Origin of the sequence: Glycomyces sambucus, assembly GCF_900102815.1 — a bacterium.
GTDB lineage: Bacteria > Actinomycetota > Actinomycetes > Mycobacteriales > Micromonosporaceae > Glycomyces > Glycomyces sambucus.
Map to the genome: position 1 here is coordinate 51,363 of NZ_FNGF01000006.1, position 21,750 is coordinate 73,112.

Sequence of the window (21,750 nt, forward strand, 5' to 3'; positions counted from 1 at the left end):
GGCGGGCGACCCGCCCGGGACCGGCGCCGGCGACTACTCGCCCCAGTTCGCGGCGGCGCGGCGGCGCCGGACGGCGAACACGGTCAGCGCGCCGGCGACCGCCAGCGCGGCCGCTCCGGCGATGGTCGCCGTGAGCGCGGCGCCGGTGCTCGGCAGGCTGCCGCCGCCGCCCGGCTCCTCGACGTCCTCGACGAACTCGGCGATGCCCCAGTTGGCGTTGGTGTTCCAGGACAGGCCGGTCGGGTCGTACCAGGTGTGCACGGCGGTGCGGACGCCGTCGGTGCCGTCGTTGACCTGGAGTTCCAGGCCGTGCTCGGTGCCGATCGCGGCCTGCTCGGGCGCCATGGCGACCCTGATCTCGACCAGGTACCCGGTGTCGGTCGCGGTCGCGGCGCTGGTGACCTCGCCGGCGTCGGGTCCGTTGCCGCCCACCGAGACCGCGTTGGTGAAGCTCACGCGGTACTGGCCGTCGGACGCCTCGTAGCCGCCGCCTCTGGTGTTGCCCGGGTTGAGGAACACCTCGACGGAGTCCTCCTCCCAGGGGTTGGCGCTGGCCTCGTCCAGGGCCGGGTCGGTGACTTCGAAGAGCGCGTAGATCCCGCTCTCGTCCCACAGGAGCGAGACGTCGGCCTTGGCGCCGTCGGCGGATCCCTCCACATTGACTTCGGTCGCCACAGTGGACGCCTCGTCCCAGGCGGCCTCCCTGGTCCCGTCGATCGCGGGGGCCGAGTCCGCCAGCGGCACTTGGACGCGCGCGAACTCGGGGTCCTCGGTGTCGGGGATCTCGGGGAGGACGCTCGGGTCGACGATGCCCCAGTAGGCCCACTTGGACCGGAGCGTGTCGTCGAACAGCAGCGGGCTCTCCAGGGGCCGGGTCTCCGAGCGCAGCCAGGAGCGGCCGTCGTGCAGGCCCCAGACGGTGACCGACTCGAGGAGGTCGCTGTGCTCGCGGTACATCGCGAACAGGTCGCGGAAGTAGTGGCCCTGCTCGATGAGGCGGGCCTCGTACTCGGGGAACTCCTCGCCCTCGCCGGGGGCGCCGATGGCGACGTCGAGTTCGGTGACCGCTTGCAGGACGCCGAGGTCGGCGAACTTGAGGAGGGTGTCCTCGATCTGGTCGATGGAGGTGTTCAGGTTGATGTGGGTCTGGTGGCCGACGCCGTCGACGGGCACGCCCGCGTCGAGCATGTCCTGGACCAGGCCGTAGAGGTTGTCGCCCTTGCCGGGGTTCTCGGTGCCGTAGTCGTTGATGAAGAGCTTGACGTCGGTGGCGCCCACGGCGTCGAACTGCTCGCGGGCGATCCGGAACGCCTCGTAGACGTACTCGGGGCCCTCGAAGATCTCGTACCAGCGGCTGTGGCGGTAGACCTCGGCGTTGTTGTCGCTGATGACCTCGTTGACGACGTCCCAGGCCCAGATGCGGTCGCCGTAGTGGCCGGCGAGGGCGCCGATGTGGGCCTCCAGCCGGTCGATCATGATCTGCCGATCCTCGGCGGAGCTGCCCAGGGGCTCACCGGCGTTCGGGTGGCCTTCGGGGTACTCGAACCACCATTCGGGGACCTGGCTGGTGTGCCACAGGAAGGTGTGGCCGTAGACGTCCATGCCGTTGGCCTCGGCGTAGTCGACCAGCTCGTCGGCGGCGCTGAAGTTGAAGTCGCCCTCCGTCGGCTGGATCGCGTCGGGCTTCATGTGGTTCTCGGCGGTGATCTGATCGAAGTGCTTGTTCAGCAGCTGCCCGGAGGACTCGACGAGGTCGCGGCCGTCGACGGCGGCGCCGATCCGGAAGTCGTCGGCGAGGACGTCCTTGAGGCTGGGGATGTCGGGTTCGATGCCGGGCGGCTCCAGTTCGGTGACGGTGAAGTCGTCGATCCAGTAGGAGGCGTCCACAGTGGGCGATTCGACGTAGAACGTCAGGCTCGTCGCGGGCGAGGCGATCGAGTACTCCCCCGACAGCGTGCTCCAGTCGCCGCTCGCCGGGGCCTGGTACACGACGCTGTCGTAGGAGGTCCCGTCGGCGGTCTCGCGCTGCACGGTGGCGGTGAGCGCGTCTCCGGCGCTCCCGTCGGCGAAGCGCACGGAGACCGAGATGTCGTACACCCCACCGGGTTCGACGACGTCGGTGAGGTCGACCGAGGGGCCGTGCCAATCGGCGGAGCGCCCGGTGGTGAGGAGCGCGCCGTCCTCGACGGCGAGCGTGACGGGCCCGCGCGGGGCCCAGTCGCCGGCGGTGCCGTCCTCGAAGTCGGAGGAGTAGACGACGCCGTCCTGGGCGGAGGCGGACGGGGCGAACACGAACGCCGCCGCGGGCAGGAGCAGTGCTCCGCCCACCAGCGCGGGCAGTCGCCGGCGCCGTTCGCGAGCTTGTTGATTCATGGGTTGCAGGCTCCAACGCGGAGGAGGGACACGAGGGTTCCGAAAGTTTCGGGGATTTCATGAAACTTTCAGGTGAGGGTGGGGCCATGATATGCACGACTTCGACGCCTGTCAATTCGGTCGCGCGAGCGTTGCGAGCCGCCGGGCGGGGCGTTCGCAGGCGGGAGCCCTCCCGCCCCTGCTCGCGGCTTAGGAGGCGGTCCGGTCGGGGACGGCGAGGCCGACGATCCAGGAGACGACACCGACGAAGATCGCGCCCCAGAACGCCGGCCGGAACCCGTCGATCGCGAACGGCAGGCCGAGCGCGTCGGCGATCCACTCCGTCAGCAGGAACAGCAGGGCGTTCACGACCAGGGCCGCGAGGCCGAGCGTCACCCAGTACACGCACCCGCCCGCGCGGCGGAACAGCGGTTTGAGGGTGGCGTTGACCAGGCCGAAGACGAGCGCGACCCCGATGAGCGTGAACGTGTTGCGCACCGGGCCCGCCGCGTCGACGCGGATGCCGTCGATCATGAGCGCGGCCAGCGCGAGGGCGGCCGCGGTGATGAGGGTCCGGACGAGGAAGCGCATGGCGGGACCGGTCAGGCCAGGAGCTTGGCTTTGGCCGCGGCGAACTCGGCGTCGTTCAGGGCGCCCGCGGCGTGCAGCTGGGCGAGGCGGTCGAGCTGGGCGAGCATGTCGTCCCCGCCGCCGGACGGCGCGGGCGGGGGCGCGGCGGCCTGCTGCCGGTACGCCTGGGCGTCGGCCTGGGTCTGCGCCCGGTTCTGGGAGGCGCGCTCCATAGAGCGGTTGACGGCGCCGGCGGTCCCGGCGATGACGGCGGTGCGCGCCATCGTGCCGAGCAGGCCGGGGCGTCCGAAGCGTCGTGGCATGGCGTGTCTCCTCAGGTCGCGGCGAGTTCGGCGAGGGCGGCGGCCGGGACGCGTTCCCAGTCGACCACGCGCCCGCCCTTGCCCCGGATGGAGGCGGCGAGCGCGGCGGCCCAGGCGTGCTCGAACACGAGCATGCCGATCGCGGTGCCGGGTTCGAGCTCGGCGGCGACGGCTTCGGCGTCCTCGGCGGCCAGCAGCCCGGCCGGGTCGCCGACGAGGGACGCGAGGCGCTCGTCCGCGGCGGCGGCCTCGATCCACTCGACCGACCCGTCTTCGGTGCGGCTGACCAGCAGTGCGTCGATGACGGTGATCGTGCCGGCGGCGGTGAGCGATTCGAGCTCGGCGAGGATCGCGCCGTCGAAGCGCCCGCCGGAGAACTCGACCAGGACCAGGTCGACCGGTGCCCTGTCTTCCATGTGCGCCTCCCCGACCGGCCGCGTCCGGGCCCGGTCCTGGCTGGACGCTACCGCGCCGCCCGTTCCCGGACACCGGTTTCACCGGAACTGCGCGGCGCGCGGACCGCGGGTGTCCGGCGAGGCGGTTCGCGCGGAAAGCGACCGCGAGCGGACCTCGGCTTCGGTACGTTGACTCCACGCCGGGCGAACGGGGGGACGCGATGGCCGACATGCCGTTGTCGCAGGCCGAGCGGGCCGAGCTCGAACGGCTCCGCGCCGAGGCCGCGCGAGGGCCGGGACGGGGGCGGCGGGGCGCGCGCTGGTTCGGCTCCACGCTCCTGCTGATCCTGGCGGCCCTGCTGGCGGTCGCGTCCGTCGTGGTCCTCTACGCGCGCGACCAGCTCCTGGACACCGACCGGTACGTCGCGACCGTCGCGCCCCTGGCCGAGGACCCCGAGATCCGGGCCGCCGTCGCCGACCGGGTCGGCGAGGCCGTCAACGACCGGCTCGACGTCGAGGGGTACGTCGCGCGGGCCCTGGACGCGATCCAGACCGAGGGCTCGCCCGAAGCGCTCGACGCCCTCGCGGGGCCCGTCGCCGCGGCCGTCGAGGGCTTCGTGGACGACCAGGTGCACACCGTCGTCTACTCCGACCGGTTCGCGCAGTTGTGGACGAACGCGAACACCACCGCGCACGAGGCGGTCGCGGCGATCCTGCGCGGCGAGGCGTCCGAATCGCTCCAGCTCCAAGGCGACACGGTGTACCTCGACCTGGGGCCGCTCGTGGAGCAGGTGAAGGACCTGCTGGTCGCCCGCGGCCTGACGATCGCCGAGCGCCTTCCGCAGGTCTCGGTGCAGTTCCCGCTCGTCGAGGTCAAGGGCATCGCCAACGCGCAGGGCGCCGCCGCGCTCCTGGACGTGCTCCGGTGGGTCCTGCCGCTCGCGGCCATCGCCCTGCTGCTCGCCGGGGTGCTCCTCGCGCCGGGTCGGCGCCGGGCGCTCCTCGTCGGCGCGCTGCTCCTGGCCGCCGCGATGGCGCTGCTCCTCGCGGGCGCGGCCGTCGCGCGGACCGCGGCGCTCGCGAACCTGCCCGAGGGCGTGCGCTCGCCGCAGGCGGTGGCCGCGGTGTACGACATCGTGACCCGGTTCCTGCTGGCCGGGGCGCAGACGGTGATCGTCGCGGCCCTGGTCGTCGCGGTGGCCGCCTGGCTCGCCGGTCCGGGCCGCGCCGCGACCGCGATCCGCGGCGCCGCCGCGCTCCTCCTCGACCTCGCCGCCGCGGGCCTCGTCCGCACAGGCCTGCCGCTCGGCCCCGTCCCGGGCGCCGCGGCGCGGTCGCGGCGGACCCTGGAGGCGGTCGCCGTGGCGGCCGCGGTGGTGTGGCTGATCCTGTGGCCGCACCGCGGCGTCGAAGGGACGCTGTGGATCGCGTTCACGCTCGTGGTGGTCGTCGCGGTGATCGAGGTGCTTGCCAGGGCCGACCGCCGGCGGCACCGGACTCCAGCCTCTACCTCGGCCCCGGCGGTGTGAGACCGCCGTTCGACCGCGAGCCGCCGCTTCCGATCGACTCCGTGATCGGCGAACCGCGCTGGATCCCGGACGCGCTCAGTCCTTCAGATGAGCCTTGACCTCGGTGAGGCGTCCGTCGAGAAAGGAGCGTTCGACGTCGTTGCCGGTGAGGGCGATCGCCTCCTCGTAGGCGAGGGCGGCCTCGTTCCACCGGCGGAGCCCGCGGAGGAAGTCGGCGCGGGCGGCGCTGAGGTACCCGTAGGCGGCCAGCGCCGGTTCGGCCTCCAGCGGTGCGAGTGCGCTCAGGCCGGCCGCGGGTCCGTCGCGCAGCCCGATCGCGACGGCGCGGTTGAGCGCGGCCACAGGGGAGGGTCGCAGCCGCAGCAGGGTGTCGTACAGGCCGACGATCTCGGACCAGTCGGTGTCCTCCCAGGTCGGCGCCTCGGCATGGACGGCGGCGATCGCGGCCTCGACGGCGTAGCGCGTGGGCGGCCGGCGCGACAGGGCGTCGGTGAGCAGGGCGGCGCCTTCGTTGATGGCCCGGGTGTTCCAGCGGGTGCGGTCCTGTTCGGACAGGAGCAGCAATCGGCCCTCGGGCGAGAACCGGGTGGCCGATCGGGCGCCGATGAGCAGCATGAGGGCGAGCAGGCCGCTGATCGCGGCGTCGGCGGGCATGAGGAGGTGCAGCATGCGGGCCAGGCGGATCGCGCTCGCGGTGAGGTCGCCGCGGACCAGGTGGGCGCCGAACGGTGCGGTGTGGCCGGTGGTGAAGATGAGGTAGACGACCTCCAGGACGGCGTCGACGCGTTCGTCGAGGTGCTCGGGGGCGGGGACGCGGTAGGGGATGCGCGCCTTGAGGATCTTCTTCTTGGCCCGGGTGATCCGCGCGGCCATGGTCGGTTCCGGGACCAGGAACGTATGGGCCACTTCGGCTGTGGACAGCCCGCAGACCAGCCGCAGGGTGAGCGCGATCTGCGCTTCCGGGGCGAGGGCGGGGTGGCAGCAGGTGAACACCAGCCGCAGCCGGTCGTCGTCCAGCGCGTCCTCGGGACCGGGCACCGCGGTGTCGCCGACGAGCAGCGGCATCGAGCGGCGGAAGGCCGATTCGCGCCGCAGCACGTCGCGGGCCCGGTTCCGCGCGATCGTGGTCAGCCACGCCCCGGGCCGCGCCGGAACGCCGTCGCGCGGCCACGTCTGGAGCGCCTGCGCGAACGCGTCCTGGGTGCATTCCTCGGCCAGGTCCAGATCCCGGGTGAGCTGCGCGGTGGTGGCGAGGACCTGGGCCCAGTCGCGGCGGTGGGCCAGCGCCACCGCCGCGTTGACGTCGTCGTCCACCCGCTATCCGTGGTCGACGACCGGTCGGATCTCCACGCCGCTGTGGCCCTGCCGCACCTCCGGCAGCAGCGACGCCAGCGCCGTGACCGCGTCGATGTCGGCGGCCTCCAGCAGGTAGAACCCGCCCAGGACCTCCTTGGTCTCCAGGAAGGGCCCGTCGGTGATCGTCACCCGCTCTGACGCGCCCGACCGCAGGGAGGTCGCCACCGCCGCGGGCTCCAGCTCCTCACCGCCGAGGATCGCCTCACCGGCCTTCGCGGTGAACGCGTCGTGCGCGACGGCATGGGCCTTGCGCTGCTCGTCGGTCATCTCCTGCCACTGCCGGTCGTCGCCGTAGATCAGGATCATGTACTTCGCCATCTGCCCATCCCATCACTTCAGGGGCCCTGACTGGACCCTCTCCCCAACGACGAACGGCACCGCCCCGGGATCGACAACCGCGGCGAAAAACCTCCGGTGCGGCGGGCGGCTCCGTTCCCTGACGGCCTCATGGCGGCGCGGTGTCCCGCGGCGCTTTCCGCGCTGCGGGACACCGCGCCGCCGGTCACGCCTCGCGGCGCAGCTTCGCGGCGATCAGCGACAGGACGACCATGCCGGTCATGACGCCGATGGCCAGGTCGAGCGAAGGCGCGAAGAGCTGCGCGGACGAGAGCGCGTTCCCGGCGATCACCGCGATCGCGCCGATGCGGGCAGCCCACGCCCAGGACTTCTCGCCCCGCCAGGCGAAGGCCCGCGCCAGCACGAACAGCGCGGCGGTGAGCGCGATGAAGGCGACCATCCCCACCAGGAGATGCACGACGGTGTGCCAGGCGAGCGTGCCGGACGTCTCCATCGGCGTGCCCTCGGGGAAGCCGGCGCCCGGTTCCATCACGAACACTCCGGACAGGACGTAGCCGACACCGTAGACGGCGATCAGGCGCGGCGCCCAGCGGCTCGGAACGGCGCGCCGCAGGCCGATCGCGCCCGCGACGGCCAGGGAGCCGGCAACGATGAAGTTGGTGATCTGGAGCCAGCCCAGCGGGCCGACCGAGAGCATGCTGATCGGATGGCGGGCGAGGTCGAACCCCGGCTGGGTGAACGCCTGCGCGAGCGACACGACGATCCACAGGGGAGCCGAGACGGCGAGCGCCGCAAGGAGCGCTCGCGTCGTGCGGGCGGCGTGCGTGCCGGTCGGGGACGTTTCGAGTGACGTGGACATGTGCGTTCCTCTCATCAGGTCGCGGCCGGATCGGGCCGCTTCGCACAGAGGTCGAACCGCGCCGACGGAAATCGACAGCCGCCGGTCGACTTTTTTCGAGCCGCCGGTCGGCAGGGCCCGGAGCCCTCAGCTCCCGCCGGATCGGGCGATGTAGGCCGCGATGCCGTCGAGCAGCACCGCGATCCCGAACGCCTCGTGGGCGGCCTCCTCGTCGCCGCTCCCGGCCGCGCTCGCCCCCGCGAACGCCGAGAACAGCCCCGGGTAGTCGTCCGGGTCGGCGAAACCGGCCAGCAGCGCCTCGAACCCCGCGTAGGGCGACGCGGCATCGCCCTGCGCGGCGCCCCCGTCCCCGTCGGCCCGCTCGGCGGCCGCGGTGACCCGCTCGATCTCGATCTGCACGCGGGCCTCGCCGAGGACGTGCTGGGCGAGCAGCCCGGTGATCCGCAGTTTCACGGCGGGCGCCAGGTCGAGTCCGGACATGGCGCCCAGCGCCTGGTCGAGCCAACGGATGCGGTGCGGCCCGGAGGGCGCGGAGGCGAGCGGCAGATCGAGCATCCACGGTTCGGCCAGGGCGAGTTCGATCTGGGCGCGGGTCCACCACTCCAGGCCGTCCCGCCAGTCCAGGCCCTCGGGAACGTCGGGCAGCCGGGCCGCCATCGCATCGCACATGAGGACGTGGAGCTCGTCCTTGCCGTCGATGTGGCGGTACAGCGCCGCGGGAGAGACGTCCAGGGCCGCGGCGAGCCGCGCCATCGAGACCCCCGCAAGGCCCCCCTGTCCGGCGATCGCGATGGCCGCCTCGACGATCCGGTCCAAGGTCAAGGCCGCCTTCGGGCCGCGCCGGGGCGCGGGCCGGCGGCGCCAGAGGCGCTGGACCGTGGTGCTGACGGGGACCTCCTCCGGGGGTCGCCGTTCGCCCATCCGTGCCCTCCCGCTCGCTTCGTTCCGCCCTTGCCGATACAGTGAACAGCATATACTGTAAATCACATTCACTGATTGCGTCGATCGCCGTCGGTGAAGCAGGCCGACCGCGGCGGCCCCGCGCCGGACCAGTGAAAGGACTCCAGGCAATGGCCAAGACCCAGTACGCGACCGTGGACGAGTACATCGCCGCGTTCCCTCCCGACGTCCAGCGGGCCCTCACGACCGTCCGAGAAGCGATCCGGGCGGCGGTCCCCGAGGCGGAGGAGGTCATCAGCTACTCGATCCCCGCGTTCCGCCTCCACGGACCGGTGCTCTACTTCTCCGCGTACACGAAGCACCTCGCCGTCTCGTCCGTGCCCGAGACCATCGAGCACTTCCAAGGCGAGCTGGGCGGGTACAAGACCTCCAAGAGCCAGTTCCAGGTGCCCCACGGGACGCCGATCCCGGTCGAGCTCATCGCCAGGATGGCGAAGTGGCGCGCGGGCGAGAACACGCGCCGGGCCGAAGCGACCTGACCACCCTTCCGGGCCGGCCGCGAAGGGTGCAGGCGCGCCCCCTCGCCCGGCCCCGCAACCCCGCGATCCAAGGAGCATCATGAGCAAGTACATGCTGGTCATCCGGCCTACCGACACCGCGTTCGAGCAGCCCGGCGAGACGGACTTCGACACGATCATCGCCACCATCGGCGCCTACAACCAGGAGCTGATCCGCGCCGGCGTGCTGCTGGCCGCAGAGGGGCTCGACCCCGCCGAGAGCGTCGTCGTCGACTTCACCGAAGAGGCGCCCATCGTGTCCGACGGACCTTACGGCGAGACGAAAGAGCTGTTCAGTGGCTTCTACATCCTCGACGTCTCGTCCAGAGAGGAGGCAGTGGAGTGGGCCAGGCGGATGCCGTACTCGCGCCACACCCGGGTGGAGATCAGGCGCGTGACCCGGATCGACGAACTGCCGCAGGACAACGAGTGGGTCCGGAAGGAGCACGCATGGCGCGAGGCCACCGGGCAGCTCTGAGCGGGGCCGGGGCATGAGCGAGTCGAGGCGCGCCGTCGAAGCCGTCTGGCGGACCGAGTCCGCGCGGATCGTCGGCGCGCTCGCGCGCTACACCCGGGACTTCGCGCTCGCGGAGGACGTCGCCCAGGAGGCACTCGCCGAGGCGCTGGTGAGCTGGGCGACCGCCGGCATCCCCGACAAACCGGTGGGCTGGTTGACGGCCGTGGGCCGCAGGCGGGCCATCGACGCGTTCCGCCGCCGCGCCGCGGCCGACGAGCGCTACGCGATGCTCGCACAGGAGCTCGAAGACGCCGGCCCGGGAGCGGACGCGCTCTTCGACCCGGAGGCGATCGACGACGACAGGCTCGCGCTGATCTTCACCGCATGCCACCCGATCCTCGCCAAGGAATCGCGGGTGGTCCTCACGCTGCGGGTCGTCGGCGGCCTCACGACCGACGAGATCGCGACCGCGCTGCTGCTGCCGGTCCCGACCGTGCAGGCCCGCATCACCCGCGCGAAGAAGGCGATCGCCGCCGCGAAGATCCCGTTCGCCGTGCCGCCGCCCGAGGAGCGCCCGGCACGGCTGGGCTCGGTCCTGAACGTCCTCTACCTCGTCTTCACCGAAGGGTCCTCGGCCTCGCACGGGCGCGAGTGGATCCGGACCGATCTCGCGGACGAGGCGCTGCGGCTGGTCCGCGGCCTGATCCAGATCGATCCCGCACCCGAGGTGTCCGGCCTGCTCGCGCTCATGGAGCTGACGGCGGCGCGGTTCCCCGCGAGGACCGACTCCCGAGGACGCCCGGTACTGCTCGAAGACCAGGACCGGGGGCGGTGGGACGCCGCGGCGATCCGGCGGGGCCGGGCCGCGCTCGACCGCGCGCGATCGGCCGGGCGGGGGCTCGGCGTGTACGGGCTGCAGGCCGCCATCGCCGAGTGCCACGCGGTCGCCCCGTCCGTCGCCGAGACGGACTGGGACCGGATCGTCGCGCTCTACGAGGCCCTCGGAGACCTCGCGCCCTCGCCGGTGGTCGACCTCAACCGCGCCGCCGCGGTGTCGATGGCGTCGGGTCCCGAAGCGGGGCTGCGGATCATCGACGGACTCGTCGACTCCGGGTCGCTGGAGCGGACGCATCTGCTGTTCGCCGTCCGCGCAGGGCTCCTGGAACGCCTCGGCCGTTTCTCGGCCGCCTGCGAATCGTACCTGCGTGCGGTCGAGTTGTGCGCCAACGAGGCCGAGCGAGAGGTGCTCGAGGGTCTGGCCCTCGCGGCGGAAGACCGCGCGCGCCGGGGCTCGGCACACGCCGCGCCGGAGGCCCACGAAGAGCGGGCGTGAACCCGGACTCAGGCGAGCGGCTGCGCGAGCGCGACCGTCAGGGCGATGACGGCGGCCGTGCAAAGCGCGGTGCGCGCGGTGTTGAACCGGGTCCACCGGTCGTGGTACGCCGCGCGGATCGCGGGCGCGTTCTGGTCGGTGACCGCTCCGGCGGTGCGCAGCCGCCGGTTGAGCGGCAGGTTGACCGCTCCGGTGATGACGACCGTCGCTCCGTAGAGCACCGCGCCGAGGACGATCCACGGCAGCCGGCCCCCGCCGTCGCTCCCGAAGTGCAGGAAGACGGCGACGATCGGCAGGACCAGCGCACCGGTGAACGCGGCGAGGAACCGGGGGTTCTCGATGGACTCGTCGATCCGCTGCATCGCGGTGACGTAGCTGCGGGGGTCGGTGCGCGCGAGGCCCGGCATGACCGACGTGGAGAAGCCGAAGTAGAGGCCGGCCATGAGCGCGTTGATGACGAGGGCGGACGCCAGGACGATGGTGGGCATGAGCGGAGGTTCCTTAGGTCAGTGGTGGCGAAGGTTCAGGGTGGCGGGGGTTCAGGGTGGCGGGGTTCGGGGCGGCGGCCCCTCGGGGGGCCGCCGCGGGATCGGTGCGGTCGCTGGTCAGCGCGTCGCGGCTGTCGTTCCGGTCGGCGCCGTCGTTTCAGGCAGCTCTGTCGTTTCAGGCAGCCGTCGTCTCGTTCGACGTCGTCGTCTCAGCCGAAGCGGTAGGCCAGGCACCTGCCGCCGCAGCGGCCGCGGCGAAGTCGGCGAAGTCGCGCGCCGGGCGGCCGAGGACGTCGGCGACACCGTCGGTCAGCGACGCGTTGCGGCCGTCGAAGATGTTCGTGAACAAGCCGGCGAGCATCTCGGCGTCGTCGGCCGACATCCCCGCCTCCACGGCGCCCGCGGCGTACTCCTCGGGCGTGACCTGGAGGTAGACGATCTCCCGGCCGGTGGCGGCGCCGAGGTCCGCGGCCATGTCGCCGAACGTCATCAGCCGCGGCCCGGTCAGCTCGAACACGTGCCCGGTGCGGCCGTCCTCGGTCAGCGCCTTCACGGCGACCTCGGCGATGTCCTCGGCGTCGAGGACCGGTTCGCGCACGTCGCCCGCGGGGAGGGCGATGACGCCGTCGTGCACGGGCCCGGCGAGGAAGTCCTCGCTGAAGTTCTGCGCGAAGAAGCTGCACCGCACGACCGCGGTGTCCACACCGGACGCGAACAGGACCCGCTCGCACGCTTCGGCTTCGGGCTCGCCGCGACCGGAGAGCAGCACCAGCCGCTCGACCCCGTGCGCGGCGGCCGCGCGGCCGAACGCCTCGATGATCCCCGCAGCGGCGGGGACGGCGATGTCGGGCTGGAACGTGATGTAGACCCGGTCCATGCCGGCGAGCGCCGCGGACCAGGTCGCCGCGTCGTACCAGTCGAAGGCCGGGGCGGTCGAGCGCGAGACGGCGCGCACGGCGTGTCCGGCAGCGGTGAGCCGCGCGGAAACGCGGCGCCCGGTCTTGCCGTTCGCGCCGATGACCAGGTAGCGGGGGCTTGCGGTGGTGTCGTGGTTCATGCTCACCATCCTGCGCGGGGCCGGTGAGCATCTCCATAGGTGAATCGCTCAGATACCTCTCTCTGCGTCTACGATCGGGGAGTGGATGTGCTCTCGCAGTTCCTCGACGGCCCTCGCGCCCGGTCCGCCTTCGTCCTCAAGGTCGTCCTCGACTCGCCGTGGTCGATGCGCATCGAGGACGACGCCCCGATCAGCATCGTCGCCATCACCCACGGTCGCATGTGGATCGTCCACAACGGATCATCGGTGCCGGTCCCCCTCACCGCGGGCGACGTCGTCATCGCCCGCGGAACGGAGCACTACGTCCTCACCGACGACCCCGCGCGCGAGCCGACCGTCGTCATCGGCCGCGGCGGGCACTGCCGGACCCTCGACGGGACCAGGATCTTCGAGAGCATGTCGCTGGGCGTGCGGACGTGGGGCACTTCGGCCGTCAGACCCGACGTCATGCTCGTGGGGAGCTACCAGACCGACGGCGAGGTGAGCCGCTGGCTGCTCGACGCGCTCCCGCCGATCGTGGTGCTGCGGTCGACCGACTGGGAGTCCCCGCTCATCGCGCTGCTCGCGGACGAGGCCGTCAGGGCGGAACCGGGCCAGCAGGTCGTGCTCGACCGGCTGCTCGACCTCCTCCTCGTCGGTGCCCTGCGGGCGGCCTTCGCGGGCGGCGCGGTCACCGTGCCCGCCTGGTTCACCGCCGAGTCCGACGAGGTCGTCGGCCCGGTGATCCGGCGCATGCAGGACGATCCGGGGCACCCGTGGACGGTCGCCGAACTCGCCGCCGCGGCCCGGGTGTCGCGGGCGCAGCTCGCCCGGCGCTTCCAGGAGCTCGTGGGCGAGCCGCCGATGACGTTCCTGACCCGCTGGCGGATGTCGCTCGCCGCCGACCTCATGGTCGAGCCCGACGCCACCGTCACTGCCGTCGCCAAGACCGTCGGCTACGGCAGCCCGTTCACCTTCAGTACGGCGTTCAAGCGCGCGCACGGCCGCAGTCCGCGCACCTACCGCGACGAGCAGCGGGCCGAGGCGTCCGACCGCCGCTCCTCACTGACAGCGCCCCACGGCGCCTGAGGGCACTCCCGGTAAGCGCGGCCCGGAGCCATCGGTGAGAATCGCAGCATGGGCGAACCTCAGATCCTCACCCGCGCGGCACTCGCCGCCGACCTGCGCCGCCTCGGCCTCGCCGAAGACGACGCCGTCATGGCCCACGCCGCCTTCGGTCGCGTCGGCCCGGTCCTCGGAGGCCCCGACGCGCTCGTGGACGCCGTCCTCGATGCGGTCGGCCCCGCCGGGACCCTGCTGAGCTACCAGGACTGGGAGCTGAGCGTCGACGTATGGGACGAGGACGGCCGGGTCCGCGAGGAACTGCGCGATCACGTGCCGCCCTTCGACATCGCCACCGCGCGGCCCGCCCGCGACCACGGCGTCCTCGCCGCCGCCGTCGGCACCCGGCCCGGCGTGCGCCGCAGCGGCAACCCCGGCGCCTCCGTGGCGGCACTCGGCGCAGGCGCCGAGGAGTTCACCGCCGGTCACCCGCTCGACTACGGCTACGGCGAGGACTCCCCGTTCGCGCGCCTGGTCGCGGCCGGAGGCAGGGTCCTCATGGTCGGCGCGCCCCTCGACACCATGACGCTGCTGCACCACGCCGAGCACCTCGCCGACCTGCCCGGCAAGCGCCGCATCCGCATCGAGTACCCGTTCGCCACCGCGCACGGCACCGAGTGGCGCACCGTCGAGGAGTTCGACACCGGCGACCCGGTCGTGACCGGCCCACCCGAGGACTACTTCCGGCTCATCGTGGAGGACTACCTCGCCACCGGCGCCGGGCGCCGCGGCGAGGTCGGGCACGCCGCGAGCGTCCTCGTGGACGCCGCGGACATCGTCCCGTTCGCGGTCGCGTGGATGGAGGAGCGGTACGGAACCCGGAGCTGAGCACCGGGTCCGGCCGCACGCAGTGTCCCTTCAGGTCAGTCGCCTGCGGGCGAGGACTCCTCCCCGCTCTCCGGTACTTCGATCCAGCAGTAGGAGACCTCCTCGCCCTGCCAGTAGGTCGGTGCGGCACTCGGAAGCTCGCCCGACCAGCAGTGGTAGCGCGGATCGCCCGGCCAATGTGTGGGCGCCTCGCTCGGGAGCGGCATCTCGCACGGTGCGGGCAGCCCGGGGGCGGTCGGCGGCGCTTCCGTTCCTGCCGTAGGGCTCTCGAAGACGAGGACCTCGCCCGACGGGAGCGCGCAGACTTCAGTCGATCCGCCGTCGGCGGGACCGGGACTCGACTCGGCCCCGCCGAGGTGCTGGAGCGCCCAGCTCGCGGGGACGGCCAGGGCCGCGACCGCCACACCGGCCGCGCCGGCGCGGATCTGCCGGTGGCGGCGCAGCCGCACCCGCAGCCGGCCCGGGCCGGGCGGCTCGGCCTCGGCGACAGTGGCCTCGGCGTACCGGTGGAACATGGCGTGCAGGGGGTCTCGTCGGTCAGTGCTCACTGCTGCTCCTCGAATGCGTCGATGCTCAGGCGCTCGGCGAGCGCCGCTCTGCCCCGGGTGAGCCAGGAGCGGACGGTCGCCGCGGCCACCCCTTCCTGCTCGGCGATCTCCACCGCCGTCATGTCGGCCAGGTAGTGGAGGATCACCGCTTTGCGGTGGCGCTCGTTCAATCCGGCCAGCGCCTGGCCCAGGTCGATCCGGTCGGGTTGGGGCCCTTGGACGTGCGCCGGCCGCTGCCGCTGCAGAAGCCGCCGCAGGACCGCGCCGCGCCGCAGCCGGTTGGTCGCCAGGTTCCAGGCGACCCGCCGCACCCAGGTGGCGGGGTTGTCATAGGCGCTGATGGTCTTCCAACGCGCGAGCGCCTTGACGAAGGCGTCGGCGACCAGGTCCTCGGCTTCGGACAGGTCGCCGACGTAGGCGCGGATCTGCGCGGTGATCGGCCCGACGTTCGCGGCGTAGAAGTCATCGAAGTCGGCGTACGGTTCGGCGACCGCCCGCGCGGCATCGCGCATGCCCAGCGGCGGTGACTGCGACCTCACGGTCATCAGGTTCCTCGATTCGGATGTCGTCGCGATCAGACCGATCGCGCCCATCACACAAACGACACCACCGCCGCGATGCAGCGCACCGCGATCTTTCCACCCGGACCCGGTCCACCGCGCTCATGCACCCTGATCGTCCCGGGAACGAATCAGAGGAGGTGTTCGGGGAGATGCGAAGAGGCGCAACGAAACAGCAGGAAGTCCCGATACCGCGACCGAGGGCGCTCACCCAAGCACGATCGATGCCCAGCGCACGGGGATCCCGGTCGATCAGACCGGCGAATGAAGAGCGGTTCAGTCGGGCTTCCTGAGTTCCGGAAAGCCCTCCTGACCACTGGTTCCAAGTCGGGACGACAGGATTCGAACCTGCGACCCCTCACTCCCAAAGCGAGTGCGCTACCAAGCTGCGCCACGTCCCGAACCGGCCGCAACGCGGCCTCAGCAAGGGTACAGCACCTCCGCCCCATACCGCTGCCCGGTATTGACGCCGGTAGGCGGGGGTGCGGGTGGGTTGTCGGGGCTTGACCTGGGGTGGAGGTCGGTCAGTGTTCGGGCGCGTCCTTGCCTCGGAGGAGGCGCTTCGCGATCATCGCGAGGAGGATGAGCAGGGGGAGGCTCAGGAGGCCGAAGAGCACAACGAGGGGGATGAAGGCCGCCCAGTCGCCGGCGCCGGGCTCCCAGGCGCGGGGGTCGTCGTAGCCGATGAAGGGGGACGGGCGGCCCTCCATGAGGCGGGCCTGGACTTCCTGGCCCGGTTCGCAGCCGCCGACCACTTCGATGCGGGCCTCGACGGGGGTGCCCCCGTCGTCGGGGGTGAAGAGGCCGGTGCAGACCTGGCCGCCGCGGGCGTTGGAGACGCTGTCGACCACGGCGGTGCCGGGGACGCCGGCCTGGCCGTGGGACGCCCGGTAGCCGTCGACCAGCGCGGTGGTGTTCGCGTACAGCGCCACCGGGAACGCGAGGAGCACCGCCGCGACCACCGCGAGGAGCACCACGACGAGGACCGGGTGCGGCTTCTTCTGGACGGGGGCCATGTCGATTCCTCCCAGGGCGGATCGGTCGAGTGCATTCTGACCGGTCGCCGCAACCGCAGGGGCGGGAGTGGTCAGATTTTCGGGAGAATCGTTGCAACGCAACGATGTCGGGCGCGCGTACTGGGGAGGTCCGGGGCCACCGCCCCGGAGATCCGAAGGAAGGACGACACCGTGTCGAACACGCAACGTTTCAAGCGCCCGCGGGCGCTCATCGCCGGGAGTGCGCTGGTCGCGCTCGCGGCGTCGGCGGCGGCGCTGCCGCAGGCCGCGCAGGCCGCCCCGGAGGGCGAGGCGTGCGTCCTCCAGGAGCTGCCGATGCCCAAGGGCCTGTATTTCAGCGTCGTCACGGGCATGAGCACCGAGGGCTCGGTCATCGCCTACCGCGCCTACCCGGCCGGGCTGGAGGGCGACGAGCGCTACCCGTACCTGTACGAGGACGGCGAGGCCACGCCCGTGCCGATCCCCGGCGCGGACCAGATCCTCACCGATGTGAACGAGGACGGCCTCGCGGTCGGCGCCGGGTGGGTCGACGGGGTCCAGCGGCCCTACGCGTTCGAGGACGGCCAGCTGCGGGAGCTCGCGTCGAGCGACGGCGGGGCCGCGACCGGCGTCAACGACGACGGGGTGATCGTCGGCATCTCGGGCCAGGGCCCGATCGTGCCGGTGAAGTGGCTGCCGGGGCAGGTCGAGCCGGTCGAGCTGCCGCTGCCGAAGGGCGCGACCGAGGGCGGGGCGCGCGGGATCGACGGGGACGGGACGATCGTCGGGTCCTACGACGACGGCGCCGGCACCAGCGTGCCGTACGTGTGGCACCCGGACGGCTCCGGCGAGGAGCTGCCGCTGCCCGAGGGCGTCGACCCGGCGACGGTGGTGGCGTTCTACCCGAACGCCGTCGCGGGCGAGTGGGCGGTGGGCTACCTGCTCACGCAGGACTCGGAGAACGCCGTGCGCTGGAACCTGGAGGACGGCACCGCCGAGGTGCTGAAGCTCAGCTACGCCGAGGGGATCAACGAGGACGGGCTGGTCGCCGGCACGGTCGACCCGAGGGCGGCGGTCGCCACCGGGGACGGCACGGTCACGTACCTGCCGGGCCTGGTCGACCCGGCCGCGAACTGGTTCGGCGACATGGCCGCCGACGTGAGCGGGGACGGGGAGCTGCTGGCCGGCCAGGTCTTCGCGGGCGAGGACGAGTACGGATACCATGTCCTCAAGGCCGTCACCTGGGACTGCGACTAGCGGAAGCGGCGCCGGGTCCGCGGGGCCCGGCGCCTACTCGTCGTCGCGGTGGTGGCAGCACAGGATCGGGTGGAGCAGGTGCGCGAGGTCGTGCTGGCCGGTGACCGCCCGCGCGAACTCCAGGCGGACCCAGCGGCCGCGGCCGAGGTCGCCGGCGCGCTCGCCGAGGTCGACCACGAGGCCGTACCGGTCGAGCCGCATGACCTGCGGCGGCCGGTCGGCGAACGCGGTCGCGTCGCCGAGGAGGCGGCACAGGTAGCCCTCGATCTGCGGCGCGTGGTGGTCGGCGAGGTCCGCGAGGAGGTCCTGCTCGCACTCGTGGATCGGGTCGGGCGAGGCCGAGACGTAGGCGGCGAGGTCGACCAGCTCGGTGGTGCCGCCGCGGTTGAGCGTCACGCGGTCGGGGGCGATGCGGTGGATCGCGACGCCGTCGCCGCCGACTCCGCCACCAACAACGTCGAACAGGTCGGGGTCGGCGTTGGAGCGGGCGTATTCGAGGACGGCGTCGCGGCGCTCGGCCTCGGGCACCGGCAGGAGGTCGCCGACCACGCGGACGCGGCCGAGACTCGGCGCGCCGAAGCGCGGCGGCACGTCGTCGACGCTGAGGGACACGCGCGGGGCCTCGCGCCCGCGGAGCACCGCCGCGAGCTCCTCCCCCGCCGGGACGAGCAGGAGCGGGCGCCCGAGCCGGTCGGTGGCGTGCTGGACGCCGGTGACCGCGGCCCCGTCGTCGAAGCGGACGAGGCCGTGCAGACGGCCGCGCGCCAGCGTGCGGGCCGTCTCCGCCGCCGATGGGCGCATGGCGACTCCTTCCGTCGGGTGTGAAGTTAGCTGAGCCTACATGAATTTAGGATCACCTAACAAGAGACCCGCGGGACCGGAACCGGCCACATGGCCGAAGCCGCGCCCCGGGCCCGGCGCCGACGATGGCGGTATGGACACTCCCCAGCCCCGCCGCCGTCGCGAATGGACGATCGCGGCCGGCCTCATCCTCCTCGCCCTCGTGCCCTCGATCGCCGGGGCGTTCCGCATCGGCGAGATCGCCTCCGGCGCAACGCAGACCGACGCGAACGCCCGGTTCATGCAGATGCCGCTGCCAGTGGTCCTGCACATCGCCGGCGCCCTCGTGTACTCGATCGTCGGCGCGTTCCAGTTCCTGCCCGGCCTGCGCCGCAGGCACAACGGGTGGCACCGCTTCGCCGGGCGGTACCTGCTCGTCCCCGCCGGGATCACGGTCGGCGCGACCGGGCTGTGGATGACCGCGGTCTACGACGTGCCGCCGACCGACACCGGCGCGGTCGCCTTCTCGCGGTACGTCGTCGGCGGCCTCATGCTCGCGTTCATCGCCCTCGGGATCGCCGCGATCGTCCGAAGCGACTACTTCGCCCACGGCTCGTGGATGATCCGGGCCTACGCGCTCGCGATGGGCGCGGGCACGCAGGTGCTCACCTCCGGGCCCGCCCTGCTCCTCTTCGGCGAGCCGGACGCGGTGTTCCGGCTCATCCAGATGGACGCCGGGTGGATCATCAACGCGCTCTTCGCCGAATGGGTCATCGCCCGGCGGCGCAGGGCCGCGCGGCGGCCTGCGACGATCACGGTGTGACCGACATGAGGACCGTGCCGCGCAGGATCGGCGCCGCCTGGTCGCGCCCGCGCGCGGCCGGCGCCGACGGCCCGCGCCCGCGCGACGGCGCCCTGCTCACCGCGGTGGCGGCCGTCTCGGTCTTCGAGGGATTCGTGCGGCCCGACCTCGACTGGCCGCTGGTCACCGTGGTCGTGACGCTCGCGATCCTGCCGGTGCTGCTGTGGCGGCGCACGCGGCCGCTGCCCGCGGTGGCGGCGATGACGGCGGCGACCTCGGCGTTCGCGTTGGCGCACAGGCTGGCCGGGTTCGAACCGAACGCCCTGGTGACGACGTTCGTGTTCCTCACCGCGCCGTACGCGCTGTTCCGGTGGGGCTCGGGACGGGACCGGATCGTCGGCGCGGGCATCGTCGCGGCCGGGCTCCTGACCTCCAGCTTCCTCGGCAGCGACCCGATCGCGGACACCGCGGCCGGGGTCGCGTTCATGGGCGGCGCCTGCCTGCTCGGGGCGCTGCGGCGCGAGCGGGTCGAGTCGCGGGCGCGGCGCATCGACTCGGTCCGGGCCCGCGAGCGCGAGGCCCTGGCCCGCGACCTGCACGACACCGTCGCGCACCACGTCTCGGCCATCGTGATCCGCGCGCAGGTCGCGGGCGCGGACCCGGAGGACACCGCGCGGGTCGCGGAGTCGCTGCGGGTCATCGAGACCGAGGCGCAGGCGGTGCTCGCCGACATGCGCTCGCTCGTGCGCACGCTCCGCGCGCCCGCCGACTACGCGCCGACCGCGGGCCTGGACGAGCTGGCCCGCCTCGCCGATCCGGGGCCGCCGCGGGTGGCCGTCAGGATCGACGCGCCCGCCGACCTGCCGAGCGTGGTCACGACGACGCTGTTCAGGATCGCGCAGGAGGGCGTCACGAACGCGCGCCGGCATTCGCGCGGCGCCACCGGGATCGACGTGGAGGTCACTGTGGACGACGACGAGGCGCGGGTCCGGGTCCGCGACGACGGGGCGCCCGCGAGGGGCGACCAGGGCGGGGGCCACGGGCTCCAGGGCATGTCCGAGCGCGCGGCGCTGCTCGGCGGCGCGGTCGCGGCCGGGCCGGACCCGGCTGGCGGCTGGACCCTGCGGGCCTCGCTGCCGTTGGGGGGCAGGGCATGATCCGGGTGATCGTCGCCGACGACCAGGAGCCGGTGCGCACGGGCCTCTGCCTGCTGCTCGCTTCGCTGCCGGACGTGGAGGTGGTCGGTGAGGCCGCCGACGGGATCGCGGCGGTGCGCCTGGCGCGGCGGCTGCGGCCCGACGTGGCGCTGCTCGACATCCGCATGCCGGGCCTCAACGGCATCGACGCGACCCAGATGCTCGCGGGCCCCGCGGTCGCCGAACCGGTCGCGGTCATCGTCATCACCACGTTCGACCTCGACGAGTACGTGCACGGCGCGCTGCGCGCCGGCGCCAAGGGGTTCCTGCTGAAGGAGGCGGGCCCGCAGCTCATCGGCGAGGCCGTGCGCGCCGCCGCGAACGGCGACGCGCTCATCTCGCCGCAGGTCACCGCGCGGCTCCTCGGCGAGTTCTCCAAGCCCGTCCGCAAAGTGCGGCAGCCGGTCTCGCCGCTGACCGGGCGCGAGGAGGACGTGCTGGCCCTCCTCGCGACCGGCCTGACGAACATCGAGATCGGCGAGCGCCTGTACCTCTCGCTCGGCACCGTCAAGACCCACATCGCCGGGATCCTCACCAAGCTGGGCCTGCGCAACCGGGTGGAGGCGGCGATGTGGGCGTACGAGTCCGGGCGGGTGCGCGGGGAGGACTAGCGCCCGTCGCGGACGTGGAGGGCGGTGTCGTCGACGGGGAGCGTCGGCCCAGGAGGGGTTCGCGGGACGGATACGGACATGACGGGGTCCGCCCCGGCCTGGCGGGCCGGGGCGGACGGGGGCAAGACGCTAGAACGCCGCGTCGATGGTCGGTGCGGCGAACGCGGTCAGGGCGAAGGCCGCGGCCAGGAGGCCGAGTCCGACGCCGCGGGTGCGGCGGCTGCCCAGGGGCAGGGCCGCGATGACCAGCAGGACGATCGCGATGAGGTAGAAGAGGGCTTGGAAGGTAGCCATGACGGCCTCCCCAGCGGCGGGCGGAGGGCCGGGGCGCTGCCCGCCGCCGCACTCGCGGCTTGATCCCGGCCTGCTTGTCCTGTACCCGAAGTGGAGGTTCGCTGAACGCATTCGGGGGTGCTTTTCGGAGGGTGGGATTCGACCGGTTCCGTCACGGTCCGCCCTGAAATGCGGCGAGGGGAAGGGGCCCATCGCTCCTTCCCACTTCAGTTTATATCGCACCGGTCCCGGCAAAGGGTGCATCGGGGTGCCGATTGCGCCTCTGACCTGCTGCACAATGGCTCACCGGAGCTTGGAACACCTGG

25 protein-coding genes and 1 tRNA gene are annotated in these 21,750 nt (G+C 72.8%); 10 read left to right on the plus strand and 16 right to left on the minus strand.

Features of this window, described 5'->3' with window-relative positions; translation table 11 throughout:
• Window positions 1-33: 33 nt before the first annotated feature.
• From BLS99_RS18095 to BLS99_RS18110, 4 genes are all read right to left on the minus strand, one after another.
• Entirely contained in the window at window positions 34-2,373 is a 2,340-nt protein-coding gene (locus tag BLS99_RS18095) for an endo-1,4-beta-xylanase (RefSeq protein ID WP_091052855.1), read from the minus strand.
• A gap of 189 nt (window positions 2,374-2,562) precedes the next feature.
• Complete coding sequence (locus BLS99_RS18100) at window positions 2,563-2,943, minus strand: phage holin family protein (protein WP_091052856.1); 381 nt, start codon at window positions 2,941-2,943, stop codon at window positions 2,563-2,565.
• 11 nt (window positions 2,944-2,954) lie between these two features.
• Window positions 2,955-3,245, minus strand: a complete 291-nt coding sequence (locus BLS99_RS18105; protein ID WP_091052857.1) for an SHOCT domain-containing protein — start codon at window positions 3,243-3,245, stop codon at window positions 2,955-2,957.
• Between the two features lie 11 nt (window positions 3,246-3,256).
• A complete protein-coding gene (locus tag BLS99_RS18110; RefSeq protein ID WP_091052858.1) occupies window positions 3,257-3,661 on the minus strand; it encodes a DUF6325 family protein in 405 nt (134 codons plus the stop codon).
• A 209-nt stretch (window positions 3,662-3,870) separates the two neighbouring features.
• Here BLS99_RS18110 and BLS99_RS18115 point away from each other — a divergent pair, with 209 nt between their 5' ends.
• Window positions 3,871-5,169 carry a hypothetical protein gene (locus tag BLS99_RS18115; RefSeq protein WP_143034859.1) on the plus strand — a complete coding sequence of 433 codons (1,299 nt, stop codon included), beginning with the start codon at window positions 3,871-3,873 and terminating at the stop codon, window positions 5,167-5,169.
• 75 nt (window positions 5,170-5,244) lie between these two features.
• Here the strand turns inward: BLS99_RS18115 and BLS99_RS18120 are convergent, their stop codons facing one another.
• From BLS99_RS18120 to BLS99_RS18135, 4 genes are all read right to left on the minus strand, one after another.
• Window positions 5,245-6,483: an RNA polymerase sigma factor gene (locus BLS99_RS18120; protein WP_091052860.1), complete on the minus strand. Its 1,239-nt coding sequence runs from the start codon at window positions 6,481-6,483 to the stop codon at window positions 5,245-5,247.
• Between the two features lie 3 nt (window positions 6,484-6,486).
• Window positions 6,487-6,843 (minus strand): YciI family protein, encoded by a 357-nt coding sequence (locus BLS99_RS18125; RefSeq protein WP_091052861.1) that lies wholly within the window; start codon window positions 6,841-6,843, stop codon window positions 6,487-6,489.
• A gap of 184 nt (window positions 6,844-7,027) precedes the next feature.
• The gene (locus BLS99_RS18130) at window positions 7,028-7,681 is read right to left on the minus strand and encodes a DUF998 domain-containing protein (protein WP_218126647.1); all 654 of its coding nucleotides are present in this window, start codon (window positions 7,679-7,681) and stop codon (window positions 7,028-7,030) included.
• 126 nt (window positions 7,682-7,807) lie between these two features.
• On the minus strand, window positions 7,808-8,602 hold the full coding sequence (locus tag BLS99_RS18135) for a TetR/AcrR family transcriptional regulator (protein WP_091052863.1): 795 nt from the start codon (window positions 8,600-8,602) through the stop codon (window positions 7,808-7,810).
• A gap of 149 nt (window positions 8,603-8,751) precedes the next feature.
• Between BLS99_RS18135 and BLS99_RS18140 the strand changes: the two genes are divergently transcribed.
• The 3 genes from BLS99_RS18140 (at window position 8,752) to BLS99_RS18150 (ending at window position 10,928) form a co-directional block, all read left to right on the plus strand.
• On the plus strand, window positions 8,752-9,120 hold the full coding sequence (locus BLS99_RS18140; RefSeq protein ID WP_091052864.1) for an iron chaperone: 369 nt from the start codon (window positions 8,752-8,754) through the stop codon (window positions 9,118-9,120).
• A gap of 79 nt (window positions 9,121-9,199) precedes the next feature.
• Complete coding sequence (locus tag BLS99_RS18145) at window positions 9,200-9,616, plus strand: YciI family protein (protein WP_091052865.1); 417 nt, start codon at window positions 9,200-9,202, stop codon at window positions 9,614-9,616.
• A 13-nt stretch (window positions 9,617-9,629) separates the two neighbouring features.
• The gene (locus tag BLS99_RS18150) at window positions 9,630-10,928 is read left to right on the plus strand and encodes an RNA polymerase sigma factor (RefSeq protein WP_091052866.1); all 1,299 of its coding nucleotides are present in this window, start codon (window positions 9,630-9,632) and stop codon (window positions 10,926-10,928) included.
• Window positions 10,929-10,936: 8 nt separating this feature from the next.
• Here the strand turns inward: BLS99_RS18150 and BLS99_RS18155 are convergent, their stop codons facing one another.
• Window positions 10,937-11,416 carry an anthrone oxygenase family protein gene (locus BLS99_RS18155; RefSeq protein WP_091052867.1) on the minus strand — a complete coding sequence of 160 codons (480 nt, stop codon included), beginning with the start codon at window positions 11,414-11,416 and terminating at the stop codon, window positions 10,937-10,939.
• Window positions 11,417-11,591: 175 nt separating this feature from the next.
• The gene (locus tag BLS99_RS18160) at window positions 11,592-12,482 is read right to left on the minus strand and encodes an NAD(P)H-binding protein (protein WP_091052868.1); all 891 of its coding nucleotides are present in this window, start codon (window positions 12,480-12,482) and stop codon (window positions 11,592-11,594) included.
• A gap of 72 nt (window positions 12,483-12,554) precedes the next feature.
• On the opposite strand from BLS99_RS18160, the gene BLS99_RS18165 reads away from it, so the two are divergent.
• Both BLS99_RS18165 and aac(3) read left to right on the plus strand, forming a co-directional pair.
• The gene (locus BLS99_RS18165) at window positions 12,555-13,541 is read left to right on the plus strand and encodes an AraC family transcriptional regulator (RefSeq protein ID WP_091052869.1); all 987 of its coding nucleotides are present in this window, start codon (window positions 12,555-12,557) and stop codon (window positions 13,539-13,541) included.
• A gap of 48 nt (window positions 13,542-13,589) precedes the next feature.
• A complete protein-coding gene (gene aac(3), locus BLS99_RS18170; RefSeq protein WP_091052870.1) occupies window positions 13,590-14,402 on the plus strand; it encodes an aminoglycoside 3-N-acetyltransferase in 813 nt (270 codons plus the stop codon).
• 35 nt (window positions 14,403-14,437) lie between these two features.
• Here the strand turns inward: aac(3) and BLS99_RS18175 are convergent, their stop codons facing one another.
• The 4 genes from BLS99_RS18175 to BLS99_RS18190 form a co-directional block, all read right to left on the minus strand.
• A complete protein-coding gene (locus BLS99_RS18175; RefSeq protein WP_091052871.1) occupies window positions 14,438-14,950 on the minus strand; it encodes a hypothetical protein in 513 nt (170 codons plus the stop codon).
• A complete protein-coding gene (locus tag BLS99_RS18180; RefSeq protein WP_218126663.1) occupies window positions 14,947-15,543 on the minus strand; it encodes a sigma-70 family RNA polymerase sigma factor in 597 nt (198 codons plus the stop codon). Before BLS99_RS18180 ends, BLS99_RS18175 begins: the two co-directional genes overlap by 4 nt.
• 294 nt (window positions 15,544-15,837) lie before the next feature.
• Window positions 15,838-15,911 (minus strand) — tRNA-Pro (locus BLS99_RS18185).
• A gap of 123 nt (window positions 15,912-16,034) precedes the next feature.
• On the minus strand, window positions 16,035-16,526 hold the full coding sequence (locus BLS99_RS18190; RefSeq protein ID WP_091052873.1) for a hypothetical protein: 492 nt from the start codon (window positions 16,524-16,526) through the stop codon (window positions 16,035-16,037).
• A gap of 171 nt (window positions 16,527-16,697) precedes the next feature.
• Between BLS99_RS18190 and BLS99_RS18195 the strand changes: the two genes are divergently transcribed.
• On the plus strand, window positions 16,698-17,762 hold the full coding sequence (locus BLS99_RS18195) for a hypothetical protein (RefSeq protein WP_091052876.1): 1,065 nt from the start codon (window positions 16,698-16,700) through the stop codon (window positions 17,760-17,762).
• Window positions 17,763-17,795: 33 nt separating this feature from the next.
• On the opposite strand, the gene BLS99_RS18200 is transcribed toward BLS99_RS18195, so the two are convergent.
• Entirely contained in the window at window positions 17,796-18,563 is a 768-nt protein-coding gene (locus tag BLS99_RS18200) for a hypothetical protein (RefSeq protein ID WP_091052879.1), read from the minus strand.
• A gap of 133 nt (window positions 18,564-18,696) precedes the next feature.
• Between BLS99_RS18200 and BLS99_RS18205 the strand changes: the two genes are divergently transcribed.
• The 3 genes from BLS99_RS18205 to BLS99_RS18215 are packed head-to-tail and all read left to right on the plus strand — an operon-like array spanning window position 18,697 to window position 21,151.
• Window positions 18,697-19,365, plus strand: a complete 669-nt coding sequence (locus tag BLS99_RS18205; protein WP_091052881.1) for a DUF2306 domain-containing protein — start codon at window positions 18,697-18,699, stop codon at window positions 19,363-19,365.
• A 5-nt stretch (window positions 19,366-19,370) separates the two neighbouring features.
• The gene (locus BLS99_RS18210; RefSeq protein WP_245712334.1) at window positions 19,371-20,501 is read left to right on the plus strand and encodes a sensor histidine kinase; all 1,131 of its coding nucleotides are present in this window, start codon (window positions 19,371-19,373) and stop codon (window positions 20,499-20,501) included.
• The gene (locus tag BLS99_RS18215; RefSeq protein WP_091052884.1) at window positions 20,498-21,151 is read left to right on the plus strand and encodes a response regulator; all 654 of its coding nucleotides are present in this window, start codon (window positions 20,498-20,500) and stop codon (window positions 21,149-21,151) included. Before BLS99_RS18210 ends, BLS99_RS18215 begins: the two co-directional genes overlap by 4 nt.
• A gap of 129 nt (window positions 21,152-21,280) precedes the next feature.
• Here the strand turns inward: BLS99_RS18215 and BLS99_RS26355 are convergent, their stop codons facing one another.
• Window positions 21,281-21,445, minus strand: a complete 165-nt coding sequence (locus BLS99_RS26355) for a hypothetical protein (RefSeq protein WP_176953425.1) — start codon at window positions 21,443-21,445, stop codon at window positions 21,281-21,283.
• Window positions 21,446-21,750 lie beyond the last annotated feature (305 nt).